We start from the raw sequence: 19568 nt of genomic DNA on the forward strand, positions 1-19568 counted from the left end.
TGCCTTATGCCGCCTTGCGGTTGCGCGCCGCAAGCCACGCTTCAGTGAGTTGCCGGAAGCGGGAGGCCATATCTAGGATGGCTTCCTCATCGGTCATGCGCCCGGAAAACCATTGCTCTGCGGCATGGATGAAAATGGTGCGGCCAACCGCGAAGCCCTTGACGATCGATGCGCCGGCAGCCGCCGCAAATGCCGTCTCCAATTCCTCCGGTGGCGCTTCGAGACCCAGCAACAAGACGCCGCGGCACCAAGGATCGTTCTCGGTGATTGTTGCTTCGATCTCTGCCCATGCCGCCGCGGATGCCTGTGGTTCAAGCTTCCACCAATCCGGCTTGATGCCGAGCGCATAAAGTTCCGCCAGCGCGCGCGAGGCGGTGCCGGCATCGATCTTCCCGTGCTTGCTGGCGATGATTTCGATCAGCAACTCGCGCCCAATCTTGCGTGCAGCTTCGTAAAGACTGCGCAGTTTCCGCTGCTGTTCGGCTTTGAGTTCGGGGGGGTCGTCGGGATGATAGAAACACAGGCATTTGATGCAGTGTTCCACCGGCCACTCGATCAATTGCGAGCCGATATCCTGCGAGAAGTCAAACCTCAGCGGCCGCGAGCCCGGTAACTCGACCGGCCGGCCGAGCCAATCCATTTTGTGCCGGTTGAACTCGAACATCGCCTTGCGGCCATGCTTCTCGTCAAGCAGCATGCCGTAGCCAGGGCGGACACCGGCGACTTCGCCGGCGGCCTTGACCGCCAGAACCTTGAAGGCCTCGACGCGCGCTAGATCGGTCCCTGCTTTCCTGGCCACCTCTTCAAGTTGGGAGCGGTGGTCACAGGCGAAAGCCATCAGCGAGGGGATTTCGCGTCGCCGCGTTGTTGCCCAATGGATGTGGTTGATTGCTTCGTCCTTGCGCAGTGCCAGATGCCGGCTGCCGTTCTCAAGGAAAGACTGCAATTCCGCGAAGGTTGGATATTCGGGCGAACACAAAAGGCGCGATACCGCGAACGCACCGCAAGCATTCGCCCATGTTGCCGCGACCTTCAGGCTTTCCCCGCTAAGCCAGCCGCGCAGGAAGCCGGACATGAAGGCATCGCCCGCACCGAGCACGTTATAGACTTCGATCGGAAAGCCGTCGCCGACGATACCGCCCTCGAGATCGTCGCTGATTGCGCCGTCATAGACGATGCAACCCATGGCGCCACGCTTGAGGACGATGGTTGCCGTCGACAGCGCCCGGATCGCTTTCAACGCGGCGAGCAGATCGCTTTCACCAGACGCAATCAGGACTTCTTCTTCGGTGCCGACGACAAGATCGCAATCCGGCAGCACGCTTTTCAGGCGTGCCGATACGCGCTCCGATTTGACATAGCGTCCAAACCCTTCGGAATGGCCCGCCAGGCCCCACAAGTTCGGGCGGTAGTCGATGTCGAAGACGACTTTGCCGTGCCTTGCCTTGATCGCCTTGATTGCCTTGCGCTGGGCGGCATCGCTGCTTGGGCGGGAAAAATGGGTGCCGGTCACCACAATGGCTTTCGCCGACTGGATGAAATTCTCGTCGATATCTCCTTCTGCCAGCGCCATATCGGCGCAATCGCTGCGATAGAAGATCATCGGTGATACGCCTTCGTCCTCCACGGATAGTAGCACCAGGGCGGTGAGGCGTTCCGGATCGGTCTTGAGGCCATCCACACAGACGTTTTCGCGCACCAGTTGTTCGCGGATGAAGCGTCCCATCTGCTCGTCGCCCACCCGGGTTAGAAGAGCTGAGCGCAATCCAAGGCGCGCCGTGCCAATGGCAATATTTGCCGGGCAACCGCCGACGGATTTGGCAAAGGAAGTGATGTCCTCAAGGCGCGAGCCGATTTGCTGCCCGTAAAGGTCGACCGAGGCGCGGCCGATGGTGATGACGTCAAGCGGCGCAGCTTGTGCTTCCACGGCTTCGCTCATGCTCAACTCCCGGCAACCTCGTCGGCTGGATGTCGGGCAACCCGGTGGTTGCGCCTTCCAATATGAAATATTAATTCCAAATTGCAGTCAACATGGAATACATGTTCTTTTATGAAATATGAACTGTGTTTCGTCTCAGCTTTCCGTGTTGCTGCGCCTTTTTTCGGCGACGCCAACTGCAAGCGCCATGGCCAGCGCCATGGTTGCGGAAAGCGAACGGAAGCCGGAAAAGTCCGCCTCCGCCACTTCGAACCATACCTTGGCGAACTGCGCCAGCGGCGAAAACGAACTGTCGGTAATGGCGATGACCGGGACGCCTTGTTCGGAGAGGAAACGGGATTCTTCCACGGTGGCTGGTGCATAGGGCGAGAAGCTGACGGCAATGGCCGCGTCCCTCGCTGTAGCAAAGCCTATCATCTCGCTGCTCAGCCCTGCGGCGGATTCGATTAACTGGTTCCTGATCCGAAGCTTGCCAAGCGCATAGGCGATATAGGAGGCGACCGGATATGAGCGGCGCCTTGCTAGGACATAGACCGTGTCGGCCTTGGCCAGCGTCGTGATGGCCTGCTCAAGATGCTCATCGTTGAGCGCGCGGGAAATGTCTTCCAGCGATGTCGTAGCCGCCGCTACGAAGCCGTCGAAAATAGCTCGGTGCCCGCCTTCCTTTTCGGCCTGTGTCCTTAGCGCCAGCAGTCTTTCATCGTAGGATGAATTGCGCTCGCGCAGGCGGTCGCGAAAGACTGACTGCAAGCTGGTGAATCCGTCGAAGCCGAACTGCTGGGCAAACCGCACCAAGGTCGATGGTTGTACGCCGGCAGTAGCCGCTATGCTGGCAGCGGTTCCGAAGGCGATATCGTCCGGATTGTCGAGCGAATAGGCTGCGATCTGCGCAATGCGCTTGGGTAGGCTGTGTCGCCGCTCCAGGATGGTGGAGCGCAATGTCTCGAAATCGCGGGGCACCCGTTCGTCCATGTCCGTTCCACTCGGTTGGTTGGCCCCTCTGTGCCCCATCATAGCGGGCCTGTGCAAGAATGTCATAGAAAATGAGTGATGCGTTCCATTGTGAAATAAAATGGACTATTCAATCCATATTGGGTTCCCGAAACGGAGAGCGGAATGGTTGGCGTGGGCCTTATCGGGACCGGCTTCATGGGCAAGTGCCACGCGATGGCATGGAACGCGGTTGGTACAGTTTTCCCGGAAGCTGGAAAGGTGAAACTCGTGCATTTAGGCGAGGCCAACGAAGAGTTTGCGCGCCGGCGGGCGGCGGAGTTCGGGTTTATCCGGTCATCCGGTGACTGGCGGGCGGTGATTGAAGATCCGGACGTCGATGTGGTGTCGCTGACGACACCCAACCAGTTCCATCCGGAGATGGCGATTGCGGCACTCGAGGCAGGCAAACATCTGTGGTGTGAAAAACCGATGGCGCCTGCTTTTGCCGATGCCGATGCGATGGTTTCGAGCGCACGCCAGTCAGGCAGGGTCGCGATCCTTGGCTACAACTACATCCAGAGCCCGGCTGTCCGTCATATCGGCAAGCTGCTCGATGAGGACGCCATCGGCGATGTCAACCATCTGCGCATCGAGATGGACGAAGACTTCATGGCAGACCCGGAAGCGCTGTTCTTCTGGAAACATGAGGCGGCGTCGGGATACGGCGCGCTCGACGATTTCGCGGTGCATCCGTTGTCGTTGATCTCGGTTCTCTTTGGCCGGGTAGCACGCGTCATGTGTGACATGGCCAAGCCATACAAGGACCGTGTGACGGACAACGGCAACAGCCGGCCAGTCGAAACTTACGACATCGCCAGCGTGCTGATGCGGCTGGAAAACGGCGTTGCCGCCACATTGCAGGTGAACCGTTCGGCATGGGGCCGTAAAGGGCGGATTGCGTTGCAGATATTCGGCTCGAAGGGCTCCATCCTCTTCGATCAGGAACGTTTCAACGAGCTTCAGCTTTATCTGACGTCCGATCGTCCATTAGAACAGGGCTACCGGACTGTCCTTATTGGCCCATCACATAGCCCTTACGGCGCATTCGTTCCGGCGCCCGGACACGGGCTTGGCTTCAACGACCTCAAGATTGTCGAGTGCCGCGAGTTGTTGGAACGCATTGCCGGCAGACCGTCGCGAACGATTGATTTCGCCGAGGGGCTCGAAATCGAGCGAACTGTTCACGCCATGGCGCGGTCGTTCGACGAAGGAAAGTGGATCGAGGTCAGATGATCCCGATCCATTGCAACTACTCCCCGACCACGCCGGCAATGTTCTGGTCGTAGTCTACCAGAGACCCGGTCATGACGCCGGATTGTGGGCTCAGCATGTAAGTGATTAGCCGGGCAAGTTGTGCAGGCTTGACCAGTTGTCCCATCGGCTGTGCAGCCTCGGCTTTTTCCAGCCAGTCCGCTGGCGCATTGTGGAATTTCGCCTGCACCATGGCTTCGCCTTCCGTGTCCATCCAGCCGGGCAGCACTGCGTTGCAGCGAATGCGGTTTGCGCGATAGGCACTCGCCACATTCTTGGTTAGCGTCATCAACGCGCCCTTGCTGGTTGAATAAGGTGTCAGGAAAGACTGGCCCGCATGTGCCGACATCGACAGAACGTTGACGATCGATCCCGGCGCTTTGCTTTCCAGCAACTGCCTGACTACGCCTTGCATGAGGAAGAACGGGCCGCGCACATTGGTGGCGAAGATTCGGTCGAACAGATCCTGCGTGGTATCGATCAGCGATCCACGGGCCGAGGTTGCTGCGGCATTGACGAGGCCATTGATGTTGCCGAAATGCTTGCAGGCCATCTCGATCACGCGCTGGCAATCGGCAACATTTGCCACGTCGGCGCTCATGAATATCGCGTCCACGCCTCTGTTGCACAAAGCCGCCGCGGCCTTGCCGCCCTTCTCCTGAGAGCGGCCCACGAGTGCCAGCGCCTTGCAACCTTCATCGGCAAGCGCCTCTGCAACGGCAAAACCGATACCTTGCGCGCCGCCGGTCACGATGGCGCGCGTTTGCGCATTGCGGCTGTCCGTTCCGTTCATGGTGCTATGTCCTTGTCAACGCGCAGCATCGACGCGCACGGTCTTGCCTTGCTTGGCCGATTTAAGCGCAGCCTCGGCCAGTTTGAGTGCTGCCAGCCCGTCCTGCCCGTCAGGGTGCACCTTCTTGCCTGCCGTTGCCGAGGCGATGAACGCGGCAATTTCGTTGGCATAGGCATCTGTATAGCGGGTCATGAAGAAGTCATGCAGGGGTGGTCGGGTGTAGCCTTTGTCGTTGGCGAGTTCGATCGATACCGGCCGCTGGTTTTCTGCCGCGATCATGCCTTTCGATCCGTGCACTTCGATGCGCTGGTCGTAGCCGTAGGTCGCGCGCCGCGAATTCGAGATCAGGCACTGCTTGCCGGATTTCGTCTCAAGGATGACGCTGACGCTGTCGAAATCACCGGCCGCGCCGATCTTCTTGTCGACCAGAACGGAGGCATGGGCGCTGACTGAAACGGGCTCTTCGCCCAGCAGGAAGCGGGCCATATCGAAGTCGTGGATGGTCATGTCGCGAAAGATGCCGCCCGAGCGGGCAATGTAGTCGAGTGGCGGCGGGCCTGGGTCCCGTGAAGTTATCGTCACTATTTCGACGGTGCCGATAGCGCCGTCGTCAATCGCCTTGCGCACTGCCGCGAAATGCGGATCGAAGCGGCGGTTGAACCCAACCATCAGCGTTGCCTTGGTCTTCTCCACCACGGCCAGGCATTTCTCCACGCGCTTGACGTCAAGGTGGATTGGCTTTTCGCAGAAGATCGCCTTGCCGGCTTTGGCAAAGCGTTCGATCAGTTCGGCATGTGTGTCGGTCGGCGTGCAGATAATGACGGCATCTATGTCATCGGCCTTCTCGATGGCATCGATGGTGCGGACCTCCGCGCCGTAGTTTGACGAGATTTCCTTGGCCGCCTTTTCGTCCGCGTCGGCGACTGCCATCAAGCGCGCTTTCGGATTGGCGGCAACAGCGCGCGCATGCACCTTGCCGATGCGGCCCGCCCCAAGCAGGCCAAATCGAATTGTCATGATTCCCTCATTTTCAATGTTTCCAAGTTCTGTCGCGTGTCCGGCTTCAGGCAAAATCGGGCGCGTCGACAGCCGCCTTCACGCCTGTGATCAAGGATACGATCTCGTTGCCGTCCGTCTTGCTGCGATCGACGGCGCCGACGATGCGGCCGCGCCGGAAAACCCAGATACGATCGACGAGGTCGAACACCTGCCTCAGGTTGTGGCTGATCAGGATAAGCGGAATGCCGCGACTTTTCAGTGTTCGAATGATGTTTTCCACTTGGGCCGTTTCCTGGACGCCAAGTGCCGCAGTCGGCTCGTCCATGATGATGAGCTTGGAAGCAAAGCTAGCTGCCCGGCTGATTGCCACGCACTGCCGCTGGCCGCCAGACATGTTGCGGATCTTGTTCCTCAGGTCCGGAATCTTGACGCCAGTCGTGCGCAAGGCGTCCTGCGCGTGCGCGAGCATCTTTCGTTCGTTGAGGATGCTGAAAGGCCCGAGGTTGAAGTAGCGTTCCTCGCGGCCAAGAAACAGGTTGGACGGCACGTCGAGGTCGTCGGCCAGCGCGAGATTCTGAAATACTGTCTCGATCCCGCAGTCCCGCGCCTCGATCGGACTTTTGAATTCGACCTTTTCGCCATCGAAGTAGATCTCGCCGGCGCTCGGTTGCTCGACGCCTGTGATCTGGCGCACGAAGGTCGATTTTCCCGCGCCGTTGTCGCCGACGATGGCGACATGTTCGCCGGCCTTCAGCTCGAAGTTGGCGTCCTCGAGCGCGTGGACGCCGCCATAGCGCTTGGCTAGCCCGACGGTCTTGAGAATCATATCTTTTTGCGTGTCGCTCATCTCAACTCCTGCCGCGATAGCGTTGGCGATAGACGTCGAGCACGACCGCACCGACAATGATCAGGCCCTTGAGCATCTCCTGATAATAGGCGTCAATGCGCAGGAAGGTGAATCCCGAAATGATGACGCCGAAAATCAGCATGCCGAGCGTCGTGCCCACGATGGAGCCGCGCCCTCCGGCCAGCGAAGTGCCGCCGATGACGGCCATGGCGATGGCATCAAGTTCATACATGACGCCCATGCCTGATTGCGCCGTCAGCCCCCGTGCCGAAAGCACGACCCCGGCAAGGCCCGCCAGAACGCCGGCGATGACGTAGACCAGAATGAGATGCCGCTCGACATTGATGCCCGAGACACGTGCGGCCTGCTCATTCGAGCCGATGGCGTAGGTGTGGCGCCCATAGATCGTGTAGCGCAGGATCAACTGGAACAGGATTGCCATGGCGATGAAGATAAGTACCGGCGTCATGCCAGCGCCGATGGCGGCATAACTATCTGTGGGGAATGAGACAGGCTGGCCCTTGGTGTACCATTTGGCGATGCCGCGCGCGGTGACCATCATGCCCAGGGTCGCTATGAAAGGTGGAATTCTGGTGTAGGCGATCAGCAATCCGTTGATCAGGCCCGCGAGCAGGCCGCAGCCGAGACCGATGGCAATCGGTACGACCACTGGCAGGTCGGTCAATCCGGGAAAGACGGCGCGCGGATAGGTGCTGACCTGCGCGAAGCTCATGGCGATCATGGCGGTCGCGCCAACGACCGACCCCGACGACAGGTCGATGCCCCCGGTGATGATGACTTGCGTCACGCCGATAGCGATGATGCCGACGACCGACACCTGCAGGATCATGATCCTCAGCCGCTCTCCGTTGGCGAGGAAGCTCTGGCCCTGAACCAGCCAGCCAAGAATTTCAAAGACAATCGCAATGACGAGCAGCCCGATCAGGACGTTGATCTCGGCTGGGCGATTGCGCCGGACCGGCAGGGCTTCGGAGGTCTTTGTCGGGTTCGCAACCTCGGTCATGATGTGCCCTCGTATCCGCTCATGTCATGGCAGCTCGACGCAAGTCAGATCAGCTCTGCCCCATCGATCACAGGCGCCAAACTGCATCCGCCGAGCTGACGTTTCGATGCCTGGGCGTGTTGTCGACGCCCAGGCAAAGCTGTCCCCAAGTTCAGTTCTTCGACAGATATTCGTCGACGTTGGCGGGCGTCACCAGCTTGAACGGGATGTAGACCTTGGTATCCACCTTCTCGCCCCTGGCAATCTTTAGCGCGGTGTCCACTGCACCTTTGCCCTGGCCCGCCGCGTCCTGGAACACGGTGACCTTCAGGTCTCCGGCTTTCATCGCGGCAAGTGCGTCTTGCGTGGCGTCAACGCCTCCGATGATTTCCTTGGTTGTGTCCTTGCCGGCGGCCTTGAGCGCCTGGATCGCACCGATCGCCATTTCATCATTGTTCGAGACGACTGCGTCGAACTGCACGCCAGCCGACAACCAGTTGGTCATCAGGTCGGAAGCCTGGGTGCGCTGCCAGTTGGCGGTCTGCTCTTCCACGATCTTCATGAATGAACATTCCGGCGTGGCGATGACGTCGTGAACGTCTTGTGTCCGCTGGCGCGCAGCTTGGTTGGAGAGTTCGCCCATCATGACGACGATGTTCGCTTCCGTTTTGCCGGCCTCTTTGAGCAGGCGGCAGATTTCCTGCGTTTCCAAAGTTCCGGATTCACGTTCGTCGGATGCGACGAAGGCCTGCTTTTCAGGCAGTTGATCGACGTTCACGGGCTCCCGGTTGACATAGACGAGAGGGATTCCGGCATCCGCGGCGATTTTGGACAGGGCAACTGTCGCGTCCGTATCGACCGGGTTCACGATGATGGCGCTGACGCCGCTGGCGATGAAATTCTGTACCTGGCTCTGCTGCTTGGCCACGTCGTTCTGTGCGTCCTCGACCTGCAAGGTCACGCCGTCGAGCGTCTTGCCGTAATCGATCATGCCGTTGCGCAGTACTGTCAGGAAATTGTCGTCGAACAGCGCCATCGACACACCGATGTTTTCAGCAAAGGCAGAGCCTGTCATCAGCGCCGAAAGCGCAGCGCCCAAAAGCAGTTTTCTCATGTCACATCTCCTCCCACTGTTGGTGTCCGGCGGCACCGGTTGTTCCGGAATCCTCGGCTGGCCGAAGAATTGCTCCCGCTTCCTCGTTACATCCGTTCCTCGCAACGGGAACGGAATGTAAGAACCAAAATTAATACGTATTGAAATATTTATTCCATTTGTGTGGCGAGCGTCAAGCCGGATTCCATGGCCATAGGGCAGGATTCCATATCTTGTGCCGCTTGATCTCTACGCGCATCGCGTGCGTGCTTTGAATTGGCTCAATGGCGTGCCGCCAAGGAGTTCGTCCCAATCGAACATCACATCGGCTGAGTGCGCAGATCACCGCAGGTGGTGGATCAGGCAGCATCCTTGGCCGCCTGGCGCAACAGCATGCCGAACAGGTCGCGGGGCTCGTCTGGATCGGCGAGCAAGTCGAGTTCATCGAAACGCTTCGTGTGGAGAAGCTGGTCGCGGACATATCGGAGTGCCGAGAAGTCTTCGATGGCGAAGCCGACTGAATCGAACAGGGTAATTTCGCTGGGATCGTGACGGCCTGCTACCTTGCCTGTCATCACCTGCCACAACTCGACCACTGGATAGTCGGCGGCAAGCTGCTGGATTTCTCCTTCGATGCGCGTCTGAGGCGGATACTCGACAACGATTTTGGAGCGCAGCAGTATATCGCGATGCAGTTCGGTCTTGCCGGGGCAATCGCCGCCAACGGCATTGATGTGCACACCGGTGCCGACCATGTTGTCGGTCAGTATCGTCGCGTACTGCTTGTCGGCTGTCACGGTGGTAATAATATGTGCGCCTTCGACCGCTTCCTGCCCGCTCGTGCATATGGCGATGTCAAAGCCGAGCCCTTTGAGGTTGCTCGCACATTTGCGGCTGGCCGAGATGTTGATGTCGTAAAGCCGCAGTTTGTTGACACCGAGCAGGGCCTTGAAGGCTATCGCCTGGAATTCCGATTGGGCGCCATTGCCGATGATCGCCATCGTGTCTGAACCCTTCGGTGCAAGGTATTTGGCCGCCACCGCCGAAGTAGCAGCCGTTCGGAGCGCCGTGAGGATCGTCATTTCGGTGAGCAGCATCGGATAGCCTGAGCCGACATCGGCAAGCACGCCGAAGGCAGTCACGGTCTGGCGGCCCTCGCGCATGTTCTTGGGATGGCCGTTGACGTATTTGAAGCCGTAGAGCTGGCCGTCGCTGGTTGGCATGAGTTCAATGACGCCGTCATGGCTATGCGAGGCGACGCGCGGCGTCTTGTCGAACAGTTCCCAACGCCGGAAGTCTTCCTCGATGTAGACGGCAAGATCGGTGAGGAAGCGATCCACGCCGATATCCAGAACCAGCTTCATCATGTTCTCGACACTGACGAAGGGCACGATGTTCAAATTGGCAATGGTCATCAAAAGCTCCTCGTAGGCCGGTCCATGATACGACGGCCCATCAGGCTTGCTGTCAGATCGACGAGCAGGATGGCGGTGCGCCCTCGCTCGTCGAGGAACGGATTGAGTTCGACCAGGTCGAGGCTGGTGACCAGCCCGCTGTCATGCAGCATTTCCATGACAAGATGCGCTTCACGAAAGGTCGCTCCGCCTGGAACGGTGGTGCCGACGGCCGGCGCAATGAACGGATCGAGGAAATCCACGTCGAGGCTAACGTGCAGGAGCCCGTTCTCCTGCCTCACTCGTTCGAGGAAGGCGCGCAGCAGCGGAGCCATGCCGTGTTCGTCGACCGTGCGCATATCGTGAACGGTAACGCCGGCGCGTGAAAGCGCCTCGCGCTCTGCCGGATCGACGCTTCGAATGCCGAGTGTACATACGCGCTTGGGATCAACGGTAGCCGCGCGAGCGGGGAAATAGCCTTCAAAGCCGGGCAGGCCGGATGCATAGGCAAGGGGTACGCCGTGCAGATTGCCGCTCGCCGTCGAATCGAGTGTATGAAAATCGGGATGCGCATCGAGCCATAGGACGAACAGGGGCCTGCCGGTTTCGGCTGCCCGGCGGGCAACACCCGACACCGTGCCTGCCGATATGCTGTGGTCGCCGCCCAGAAAGATCGGCATTGCATCGGCGCAAGCTGCATATGCGGCGTCGGCGATAGCAGCTGTCCATGCCGAGATCTCGGGCAGGGCCTTGAGAGCCTTGTTACTGTGCTGCGCCACAGGGACCGGTTTGGAAACCACCGTTCCCAAATCGGTCAACGTGTGGCCAAGCTCGACAAGCGCTTGTCCCAGGCCGGCGGTGCGCAGCGCACTCGGCCCCATTTCACAACCCATGCGGCCGGTTCCATCCTGGACCGGCGCTCCCAAAATCTTGCAATGCATATGCTGTCCTCAACGAAGGAAAGTGGCATTGAACTGGAAGGGCTTGGCGAAATGAAGTGATCCAATTGACAGCTTTGATAGAATGGGTGTCCATTCCGGTGGAATTGATTGTCAAAATGGACACCACATGGACGATTTGGACAAAGGGCTTGTAACCCTGCTGCGCCATCGTGGGCGCCGCAGCATCTCCGATCTTGCGCTCGATCTCGGTGTTTCCCGCGCCACCGTGCGTGCACGAATGGCACGTCTGGAAAAAACCGGCGACATCGTTGGTTACACTGTGATCTTGCGTGCCGATGCCGTTAGCCAGCCCGTTCGCGGTATCATGCTCATCGAGATCGAGGGACATGCTGCCGATCGCGTCATCAGGTCTCTGGGCGGATTCTCGGAAGTCTCGCAGATCCACACCACTAACGGCCGCTGGGATCTGGTCATCGAGCTTGGCACCGAGACGCTGGCGGATCTGGATGGTGTCCTGCGCAAGATCAGGCTCATCCCCGGAATCACTGGCAGCGAAACCAGCTTGCTGCTCGCAACTCCAAGAAGCACCAAGGCAAAATTGTAATCTTCGAATGAGAGTCGCGCGCAAGTTTCAAGATTTCTGCCAGCCTTGAGGCCGACCGCCGTGAGTGCCTGATCAATCAGAAACACGGCAAAGACATATCTTCCTGCGCCTTGCCGCTGGACAATCCTACTCAATAAGCTCGAATTTTCAGACTGTTACGGCATCGCTCGGCGAAGTGATCGCTTCTATCCTGCAAACGTGCCGATCTCCCAGTGAGGCCGATCCGGCTCAAGAATCGAAGCATTCAGCGGGTTTGCGAATGGCCGAAGACATCAAGCACTTGACGTCGATTTTTCATTATGCAAAATTCGCAACATAGATAGTGTATCATGCAGTTTTCGAGGGAAGCGTGGATCTGAACGGGCTGGAAGCCTATCTTGCGGTCAGCGATCTCGGCAGCGTAACCGCTGCCGCGAAGAGCTTGAATCGATCGCAATCCAGCGTTAGCCGCCTGATCCAGGAGCTGGAGCGCGATCTTGGCTATGCGTTGTTCGAGCGTTCCGGCCCCCGACTGCTTCCGACCTCGCAGGGTATGTTGCTGCTCGAGGATGCCGAGCGGGCGCTGGGCAGCATCAGGCAGATCCGTCGCCGGGCCGAACACATCGCGCGCGGCCAGCAGCGGCCGTTGAGCGTCGGCGCCATATCGGCTCTCGGTATCGGCTTGCTGCCGAAGGCATGGGCGCTTTGCGCAGACGATCTCGGCTGCGGTCTGGAAGTCCGCACGACATTACCTGGGGAAGTCCGGCATTCGGTCATCGATCGGCAGGTCGACATTGGTGCCACGAGCTTGCCGCTCGATCACCGCGACATGGATATCCACTGGATCGGCAGCGCTTCCTGCGTTCTCGCCATGCCGGCTGATGATCCATTGAGCGCAGGCAAGGGCCCTGTCCGGCTCTCAGAGCTTGCCGGACGGAAATTCGTCGGCATGGCCGAAGACTTTCGTGGCCTTCCGGCGCGCATAAGGAATGTGCTTCGGCAACAGGACGTTCCAGTCGAGACCGTCATCCAGACCAGTTCCAGCATGAACTTGCTCGGTTTCATCCGGCAAGGAGCCGGCCTCAGTATCATGGAGCCGGTGACGATTGCCGGCGTGGAAATGGAGGGCGTGGTGACGCGCCCCCTGGAAACCGCGATCCCGTTCTATTTCGGCGTCATCACGCTGGCGTCGGCGCCGCCGAACGAGGCCGGCCAGACATTCATTCGCGCAATTGCCTCGGCAGCGGCATCGCTGCTGCCGGATTTCAAGCTTCTTCAGCCTGATCAGCACGAAAAGCTGCTTCTCGAACTCGATGGTCTCGGGGAGTAGCCAAAAGCGTCGCTGATATCCCGCATAACTCTTGTCGCAGCAAACAACAAAAAGAGGGGAATGATGACACACTCGAAATTTTCCAGACGTACCGTTCTGCTTGGAACGACTATCCTCGGCGTCGGCCTATTGGCGCCTTCCCTGGCGATTGCCCAGCAGGAGCCTCGCCGCGGAGGGACGATGACCGTCCATCTCAACGCCGAACAGCGCATCCTCAACCCGGCCGTCCGCGCCGGAACCGGCGTCTACATCGTCGGCAGCAAGATCGTCGAACCTCTGGTCGACCTCGGAGCCGATGGAGAGATCGTCCCGGTTCTGGCAACCTCTTGGGAAAGCTCTGCCGACGGGCTGTCCATTACCTTCAAGCTTCGTGAAGGCGTGAAATGGCACGACGGCAAGCCGTTTACCTCGGCAGACGTGCAGTTTAGCGCCATGGAGCTGTGGAAGAAGGTTCTCAACTACAGCGTCCAGTTGCAGCTCTATCTTGATGCCGTTGATACGCCTGATCCACAGACGGCGGTGTTCCGCTATTCGCGCCCGATGCCACTGGGACTGCTGCTCAGGGCTCTCTGCGACCTGGGTTATGTAGCTCCCCGCCATGTCTATGAGGGGACCAATGTTCTGGAGAACCCCGCGAACGTGGCGCCGATCGGAACGGGCCCGTTCAAGTTCGTCGAATATCAGCGCGGGCAGCACATCATTGCCGAGCGCAATCCCGAATACTGGCGTGAAGGTTTCCCGTATCTCGACAAGGTCGTCTGGCAGGTCATCACCAATCCGTCCACGGCCGCTGCTGCGGTCGAGGCGGAGCAGGTGCTCATCAGCCCGGACATCACCATGTCCCTGGCTGATATCAACCGTCTGTCGAAGGACGAGCGTTTCGAGGTTTCGAGCCGCGGCAACGAGGGCGCGTCGTTCAACAACGACGTCGAGTTCAATTTCCGTCGCAAGGAACTGTCGGACGTTCGTGTGCGTCGGGCCATCGTTCACGCCATCGACGTACAGTTCTTCATCGACAACTTCCTGTACGGCATGGGCGAGATCGGCGTCGGTCCGATCCCGACCTTCTCGAAGAATTTCTATACCGGAACGAAGAACCCTTACCCCTTCGACCGTGCCAAGGCGGAAGCGCTTCTGGATGAAGCGGGCTATCCCCGCGGCGCAGACGGAAAGCGCTTCGCAATCAACATCGTGCCAATCCCCGGCGCCGAAGACATGACGCTGTTTGCCACCTTCATGCAGCAGTCCTTGGCGGAGGTGGGTATCGACCTTGAGGTTGTGTCGCTCGACATCGCCGGCGCTTTGAAGCGCATCTACGACGACTGGGACTTCGATCTGGCGACCGGCTGGCATCGGTTCCGTGGTGATCCGGCCGTCTCGACAACGGTTTATTATCGGTCGGGCGCCAAGAAAGGCGTGCCTTGGAGCAACCAGTTTGGCTGGCAGTCCGATGAGGTGGACAATCTCATTGACTCAGCCGCATTCGAACTCGATCCGGCAAAGCGCAAGGAACTTTACGGGCGCCTGGTCGATCTGGTGAATGCCGATCTCCCCGTATGGATGGCCACCCAGCGCACCGCCGTTTCCACGACGAACCGAAAGGTTCAGAACCACCACAACAGCGCTCGATGGGATTTCGGCAGCTGGTACGACACTTGGGTCGCTGAATAACAAAGGTCGTTGCGGTGCCTCCAAAGGGCACCGCAACGATGAACGACCAGGAAATCAAAAATGCTGAATAGTGCTGCAACTGCCAGCCCGGGGCATGGGTTGGCGGCATTGGAACTTCGTGTCGCGGAAGACCTTAGAAATCTCAACTATCCGGCAAGGAGTTGGGTTCCCAATCGCGCGCCTGTCGACAACAAGCAAGTGCAGGACGTCGTTGTCATCGGCGCGGGCATGTGCGGCCTCGTCGCCGCTTTTGCACTCAGAATGGCCGGCATTTCCAGGTTTCGGATCATCGACCGCAATCCATCTGGTCTTGAAGGACCGTGGCTGACCTATGCCCGTATGGAAACGCTTCGCTCGCCCAAGGATCTGGTTGGTCCTGCCTGCGGTATTGGCTCGCTGACCTTCAGGGCCTGGTACGAGGCTTCCTTCGGGTTGCAGGCGTGGAGCGACCTCTACCGGATTCCCCGGTCGGTCTGGATGGACTATCTGGTCTGGTTCCGCGACGTTCTTGGCCTTCCGGTCGAGAATGGTTTCGAAGTCTCTTCGATAGGCCCCGGCGAGGGAAACCTGGTCGCGGTGGATTTCGCGGACGGCCGGCCTTCAATTCAGGCGCGCAAGGTTGTGCTGGCTACAGGGCGTGACGGCGTTGGCGGGCCTGCAATCCCGTCTTTCGTGGACGGGCTGCCGAAAGCCGTATGGGCCCACACGACGGAGATGATCGATTTTAGCGCCCTTGCCGGCAAGCGCGTTGTTGTGGTCGGTGTCGGTGCTTCGGCAATGGACAACGCCGCGACCGCACTCGAGTCCGGTGCCAGCGAGGTGCGCCTTCTCGCGCGCCGCCAGATCATGCCGTGCATCAACAAGCTGATGGGAATTGGCAGCTACGGGTTGAGCGCCGGATTTTCTGCGCTTGATGACAATTGGAAATGGCGAATTTCTGAATACGCGATGCGGCAGCAGACGCCCGCGCCCCGCAGTTCTGTTTTGCGGGTCAGCCGGCACAGCAACAGCTCATTCCATTTTGGTCAGGGCATCAAGCAGATCACGCTTCAAGGCCGGGAACTCGATATCCGCACTACGTCAGGTGCTTCAATTCAAGCCGATTTTCTGATCCTCGGAACAGGTTTCGAGGTCAATCTCGATACCCGGCCGGAATTGAACAATATTGCTCGCAACGTTGCCCGTTGGCGCGATCGCTTTGAAGCCCCGAAAGGCATGGAAGCCGCGGATCTCTACCGCCATCCATATTTGAATTCCGACTTTTCATTCCGGGAGAAGACGCCGGATTCCGCGCCATGGGTTGGAAACATCTACTGCTTCAACCACGCCGCAGCGTTGAGCATGGGCAAACTGAGTAGCGATATTCCGGCCATCAGCGAGGGCGCGCAGTTGCTCGCCAAGTCGATATCCGAAGCATTCTACGTCGAAGATATCGAGCACCATTGGGGATTGCTCGAGAGTTATGAAGAGCCGGAGCTTTTCGGAGATGAATGGATTGGCTCCGAAATATAGCCCCTGCAAATTCTGAGATATTCGGGAAAATGTATCAATGCAGACCATATCGTTGGAAACCCTGATCGGGCGTCATGATAGCGTCGCCTCCGATCTGTTCGACAAGCGGCGTGAGATTATCGATCTGAGCGACGCGTGCCTGCACGCAGCAATCGCCCCGTCGGATCCCGGCGGCATTAGCCGTGGACTTCGCTGGGCGCTGGCTCTGCGGATGGCCAGGTTGCACAGCATCGATGAACTGGTCGACGTTCTCGAAACGAGCGAACCGGAGCACGAGACCTCTGGTATTCTTGGTTCGATCGCCGTGGGCTGGGAAGCTACCGGTGCCGACGTACGTACGAGCGCCATCGTTGCTCACGCCGATATGTTGGCGAACGAGCCACGCTCCGCCACCAAACAGTGCATCGTCAAGCTTATCGAAGCCGGCGTGGAGCAGGCCGACATCGTCCGCCTGTCCGAGTTTGTCGGCGTGCTGAGCTACTACATGCGCGTCGTTGCCGGCGTGAAGCTGCTGACGGGGAGGGCGTGATGACCACTGTCGTCGAGCAATTCACCACGAAGATTCCATACTGGAATCCCTACATCGTTCCCGTCGATCTGGCGACCGCGTCGCAAGAGCAGAAGGAAGCGTTGAAGATCACGCCGTCAAATATGAAGGTTTCGGAATATGTGCTGGTTCTCGCGCATGATCCTGAAACGCTTGCCGTCCGTTCCCCGCTTTTCAATGAAGTGATGTATGGCAAGGATGGCCTCGGCCGGGCTGAGCGCGAACTGGCGGCCCTCGGCGCTTCGATCTACAATGGCTGCGTCTATTGCACCGCGGTTCACTCGAGCCGCTATATCTCGCTGTCGAAGCGCCCGGAAGTCGTGGACGAGATATTCGCCAGCGGAATTGACGCCGAACTGGACGAGAATGCGTCTGCCCTTTTTGACCTCAGTGTAAAGCTTTCCAAGGCGCCGCCTGAAATCCCGGAAGGCTCGATCGGCGACCTCAGGGCGATGGGTTACTCGGACCTCGAGATTTTCGACCTGATCTTGTCGGCCGCGATGTTCGGCTGGGCGAACCGGCTGATGCATTCACTGGGCGAGCCGTTGATGTCGAAACCTTAGCCCGCGGCAGAGCCAGGAAGGCATTCCATCGCGTGGCGGACAAGCCGCTCATCGTTGAGCGGCAGACGAACAAGTGAGAAAGTGAAAATGAAACCATCTTCCATAGCGGTCTCAGTCGATGTCGGCGGCACTTTCACCGATATCGTCTACCTTTCCGGTGACAACAAACTGAATGTCCTGAAAGTGCCCACCAGCAGGCCGAGCCCTTCCGACGGCATGCGGCAGGGGCTGCTGGAGATCGCTGGTAACGACGAAGGCTTTCTCAAGCGGGTCGATCGCTTTGTTCATGGCACGACGGTTGCCACCAACGCCGTTCTGGAACGCAAGGGCTCGCCCACGGGGTTGCTGGTAACCGAAGGTTTCCGGGACGTGCTTGAGATCGGTCGGTCCTTTCGCCCGAACATGTACGACGTGTTTGTCGACAGCGGAACGCCGATTTTCCTCGCCGGGCGCTCCCGTCGTCTCGGCGTCAAGGAAAGGGTAGGTCCCAGGGGAGAAATCATCCAGGCTCTCGACGAGGCCAGTGCCCGTGAAGCAATTCATCAACTCGTCGACGCCGGCGTCGAGGCGATCGCCGTGGCGTTCCTGTTTTCTTTCGTCAACCCCGAGCATGAACTGAGGGTGGCGGAGCTTATCGCAGAGATCGCGCCGTCCATGCATGTGTCGTTGTCTCATCAGGTCGATCCGGCATTCCGCGAATTCGAGCGGACCTGCATCACCGCGTTCGACGCCTATGTGAAACCAAAGCTCAGCCATTATCTGAAAACCGTGTCGGAAGATCTGGCCAGCGTCGGCGTTCCGGCAAGCCTGCAGGTGATGCAGTCGCGTGGCGGTCTGAGCAACGCCGGCACCGCTGTGCAACGGCCGGTGCGTCTCTTCCTTTCGGGACCGGCAGGCGGTGTTATGGGTGCACGCGGTTGCGGCGGCGTTGCCGGCGAGCATGATCTCATTACTTTCGACGTCGGCGGCACCTCCTGCGATATCGCGCTGATTCAGGATGGCCAGCCTTTGGTCAAGCCGACCAGTTCCATCGACGGATACATGGTCCGCGTTCCCATGGTTGATGTGAACGCAATTGGATCGGGCGGCGGAAGCATTGCCTGGCTCGATGTTGGTGGTGGTCTGCGCGTCGGCCCGCATTCGGCAGGCTCGGTTCCGGGGCCTGCTTGTTACGCCAAGGGCGGCGAAGAGGCGACGGTGACCGATGCCTCCGTCGTGCTGGGTTACATCAATCCGGACTATTTTGCTGCCGGTTCGCTCAAGCTCGATCCAAAACTTGCGCACAAGGCGGTAAAGGAAAAGATCGCGGACCCGCTCGGCATGTCTGTCGTTGAGGCAGCACTTGGCATTCATCGTGTGGTCAACGCGCAGATGTCGGAAGGCATTCGCCTGATTTCGGTAAAGCGTGGCATCGATCCCCGCGATTTCACGCTTGTGCCTCTCGGCGGCGGCGGTGGCATGCATGCGACCGCGCTGGCGGACGATCTTGGCATGGATCGCATTCTTGTGCCCGTTTATCCGGGCGTTCTGGCCGCCTGCGGCTTGCTCGTATCGCCGGTCCAACATGAAGCTTCCGTCTCGTTCCAGAGCCGGATCGAAGACACGACGCTTGAACAGATCGAGCAGAAGCTGGCTGGTCTGGTCGAACAGTGCCGCGAGTTGATGGCGCTCGAAAATGCCGCCTCCGATTTCGAGCTGAACTATTCGGCAGACATCTGCTTCGTGGGGCAGTCCCATACGCTTGCCATCCCGCTCGACCTTGAGGCGCTGCGCGCCGACGGCGGTAGCCTGCGCTCGCTGAGCGAAGCATTCGTTCAGGAACACCGCCGCATCTACGGCCACGGCGAGCCGGGTCCGACCCGGATCGTCAATCTCGGCGCCGTGGCATCTGTTTCCCCGCCTTGGTCCTTCGACAAGGTCTCCTATGAGACGGTCGCGGCAACGCGTGGCGGAACCTTCCGGGAAGCAATCTTCAACCTTGAGGCCGGGCCGGTAAAGGCAAAGGTGGTCGAGCGCCATTCGCTGGCTGTCGGCGACGTGGTCGTGGGGCCTGCTATTCTGGAACAGAGCGATACCACGACACTGGTAAGCCCAGGCTGGACTGCGACGGTCATCACCGGCGGTAACATCATGATGGAGCGGAACTGA

17 protein-coding genes are annotated in these 19568 nt (G+C 59.2%); 8 read left to right on the forward strand and 9 right to left on the reverse strand.

Translation table 11 applies throughout. The features are described 5' to 3' along the window. Window positions 1-4: 4 nt before the first annotated feature. Window positions 5-1939, reverse strand: a complete 1935-nt coding sequence (locus tag ASD50_RS03825) for a bifunctional 5-dehydro-2-deoxygluconokinase/5-dehydro-2-deoxyphosphogluconate aldolase (protein ID WP_056236408.1) — start codon at window positions 1937-1939, stop codon at window positions 5-7. Between the two features lie 135 nt (window positions 1940-2074). Continuing rightward, window positions 2075-2911: a MurR/RpiR family transcriptional regulator gene (locus ASD50_RS03830; protein WP_056236410.1), complete on the reverse strand. Its 837-nt coding sequence runs from the start codon at window positions 2909-2911 to the stop codon at window positions 2075-2077. A gap of 144 nt (window positions 2912-3055) precedes the next feature. Here ASD50_RS03830 and ASD50_RS03835 point away from each other — a divergent pair, with 144 nt between their 5' ends. Further along, window positions 3056-4165 carry a Gfo/Idh/MocA family protein gene (locus tag ASD50_RS03835; protein WP_056236412.1) on the forward strand — a complete coding sequence of 370 codons (1110 nt, stop codon included), beginning with the start codon at window positions 3056-3058 and terminating at the stop codon, window positions 4163-4165. A 16-nt stretch (window positions 4166-4181) separates the two neighbouring features. Here ASD50_RS03835 and ASD50_RS03840 read toward each other — a convergent pair whose 3' ends face one another. The 7 genes from ASD50_RS03840 to rocF form a co-directional block, all read right to left on the reverse strand. Continuing rightward, window positions 4182-4976 (reverse strand): SDR family oxidoreductase, encoded by a 795-nt coding sequence (locus tag ASD50_RS03840; protein WP_056236413.1) that lies wholly within the window; start codon window positions 4974-4976, stop codon window positions 4182-4184. A 15-nt stretch (window positions 4977-4991) separates the two neighbouring features. Further along, complete coding sequence (iolG, locus tag ASD50_RS03845; RefSeq protein ID WP_056236416.1) at window positions 4992-5993, reverse strand: inositol 2-dehydrogenase; 1002 nt, start codon at window positions 5991-5993, stop codon at window positions 4992-4994. Window positions 5994-6039: 46 nt separating this feature from the next. Next, window positions 6040-6822: an ATP-binding cassette domain-containing protein gene (locus ASD50_RS03850; RefSeq protein ID WP_056236419.1), complete on the reverse strand. Its 783-nt coding sequence runs from the start codon at window positions 6820-6822 to the stop codon at window positions 6040-6042. A 1-nt stretch (window position 6823) separates the two neighbouring features. Then, a complete protein-coding gene (locus ASD50_RS03855; RefSeq protein WP_056236421.1) occupies window positions 6824-7846 on the reverse strand; it encodes an ABC transporter permease in 1023 nt (340 codons plus the stop codon). Between the two features lie 151 nt (window positions 7847-7997). Beyond that, window positions 7998-8939 (reverse strand): sugar ABC transporter substrate-binding protein, encoded by a 942-nt coding sequence (locus ASD50_RS03860; protein ID WP_056236423.1) that lies wholly within the window; start codon window positions 8937-8939, stop codon window positions 7998-8000. A gap of 338 nt (window positions 8940-9277) precedes the next feature. Further along, window positions 9278-10333, reverse strand: a complete 1056-nt coding sequence (locus ASD50_RS03865) for an ornithine cyclodeaminase (protein ID WP_056236425.1) — start codon at window positions 10331-10333, stop codon at window positions 9278-9280. Next, window positions 10333-11253, reverse strand: coding sequence for an arginase (rocF, locus tag ASD50_RS03870; RefSeq protein ID WP_056236428.1), 921 nt, complete (start codon window positions 11251-11253; stop codon window positions 10333-10335). The genes ASD50_RS03865 and rocF overlap by 1 nt, the downstream gene beginning before the upstream one ends. A gap of 127 nt (window positions 11254-11380) precedes the next feature. Between rocF and ASD50_RS03875 the strand changes: the two genes are divergently transcribed. From ASD50_RS03875 to ASD50_RS03905, 7 genes are all read left to right on the forward strand, one after another. Next, complete coding sequence (locus ASD50_RS03875; RefSeq protein WP_056236430.1) at window positions 11381-11818, forward strand: Lrp/AsnC family transcriptional regulator; 438 nt, start codon at window positions 11381-11383, stop codon at window positions 11816-11818. A 349-nt stretch (window positions 11819-12167) separates the two neighbouring features. Continuing rightward, a complete protein-coding gene (locus tag ASD50_RS03880) occupies window positions 12168-13127 on the forward strand; it encodes a LysR family transcriptional regulator (RefSeq protein ID WP_056236498.1) in 960 nt (319 codons plus the stop codon). A gap of 63 nt (window positions 13128-13190) precedes the next feature. Then, the gene (locus ASD50_RS03885) at window positions 13191-14798 is read left to right on the forward strand and encodes an ABC transporter substrate-binding protein (protein ID WP_056236500.1); all 1608 of its coding nucleotides are present in this window, start codon (window positions 13191-13193) and stop codon (window positions 14796-14798) included. Window positions 14799-14858: 60 nt separating this feature from the next. Beyond that, window positions 14859-16310: an NAD(P)-binding domain-containing protein gene (locus tag ASD50_RS03890; RefSeq protein WP_056236432.1), complete on the forward strand. Its 1452-nt coding sequence runs from the start codon at window positions 14859-14861 to the stop codon at window positions 16308-16310. A 37-nt stretch (window positions 16311-16347) separates the two neighbouring features. Continuing rightward, window positions 16348-16839: a hypothetical protein gene (locus ASD50_RS03895; RefSeq protein ID WP_056236434.1), complete on the forward strand. Its 492-nt coding sequence runs from the start codon at window positions 16348-16350 to the stop codon at window positions 16837-16839. After that, a complete protein-coding gene (locus ASD50_RS03900; protein ID WP_056236436.1) occupies window positions 16839-17420 on the forward strand; it encodes a peroxidase-related enzyme in 582 nt (193 codons plus the stop codon). The genes ASD50_RS03895 and ASD50_RS03900 overlap by 1 nt, the downstream gene beginning before the upstream one ends. A gap of 87 nt (window positions 17421-17507) precedes the next feature. Next, window positions 17508-19568: a hydantoinase/oxoprolinase family protein gene (locus ASD50_RS03905; RefSeq protein ID WP_056236438.1), complete on the forward strand. Its 2061-nt coding sequence runs from the start codon at window positions 17508-17510 to the stop codon at window positions 19566-19568.

Origin of the sequence: Mesorhizobium sp. Root552 (genome assembly GCF_001427285.1) — a bacterium.
In the GTDB taxonomy this organism is placed as follows: Bacteria; Pseudomonadota; Alphaproteobacteria; order Rhizobiales; family Rhizobiaceae; genus Mesorhizobium.

Coding starts and splice junctions, on each gene's coding strand:
- iolG (WP_056236416.1), bottom strand. CDS start 5,993: ATGACAATTCGATTTGGCCTGCTTGGGGCGGGCCGCATCGGCAAGGTG.
- ASD50_RS03860 (WP_056236423.1), bottom strand. CDS start 8,939: ATGAGAAAACTGCTTTTGGGCGCTGCGCTTTCGGCGCTGATGACAGGC.
- ASD50_RS03855 (WP_056236421.1), bottom strand. CDS start 7,846: ATGACCGAGGTTGCGAACCCGACAAAGACCTCCGAAGCCCTGCCGGTC.
- ASD50_RS03830 (WP_056236410.1), bottom strand. CDS start 2,911: ATGGACGAACGGGTGCCCCGCGATTTCGAGACATTGCGCTCCACCATC.
- ASD50_RS03905 (WP_056236438.1), top strand. CDS start 17,508: ATGAAACCATCTTCCATAGCGGTCTCAGTCGATGTCGGCGGCACTTTC.
- ASD50_RS03890 (WP_056236432.1), top strand. CDS start 14,859: ATGCTGAATAGTGCTGCAACTGCCAGCCCGGGGCATGGGTTGGCGGCA.
- ASD50_RS03895 (WP_056236434.1), top strand. CDS start 16,348: ATGCAGACCATATCGTTGGAAACCCTGATCGGGCGTCATGATAGCGTC.
- ASD50_RS03835 (WP_056236412.1), top strand. CDS start 3,056: ATGGTTGGCGTGGGCCTTATCGGGACCGGCTTCATGGGCAAGTGCCAC.
- ASD50_RS03900 (WP_056236436.1), top strand. CDS start 16,839: ATGACCACTGTCGTCGAGCAATTCACCACGAAGATTCCATACTGGAAT.
- ASD50_RS03885 (WP_056236500.1), top strand. CDS start 13,191: ATGACACACTCGAAATTTTCCAGACGTACCGTTCTGCTTGGAACGACT.
- ASD50_RS03825 (WP_056236408.1), bottom strand. CDS start 1,939: ATGAGCGAAGCCGTGGAAGCACAAGCTGCGCCGCTTGACGTCATCACC.
- ASD50_RS03840 (WP_056236413.1), bottom strand. CDS start 4,976: ATGAACGGAACGGACAGCCGCAATGCGCAAACGCGCGCCATCGTGACC.
- ASD50_RS03875 (WP_056236430.1), top strand. CDS start 11,381: ATGGACGATTTGGACAAAGGGCTTGTAACCCTGCTGCGCCATCGTGGG.
- ASD50_RS03850 (WP_056236419.1), bottom strand. CDS start 6,822: ATGAGCGACACGCAAAAAGATATGATTCTCAAGACCGTCGGGCTAGCC.
- ASD50_RS03865 (WP_056236425.1), bottom strand. CDS start 10,333: ATGACCATTGCCAATTTGAACATCGTGCCCTTCGTCAGTGTCGAGAAC.
- rocF (WP_056236428.1), bottom strand. CDS start 11,253: ATGCATTGCAAGATTTTGGGAGCGCCGGTCCAGGATGGAACCGGCCGC.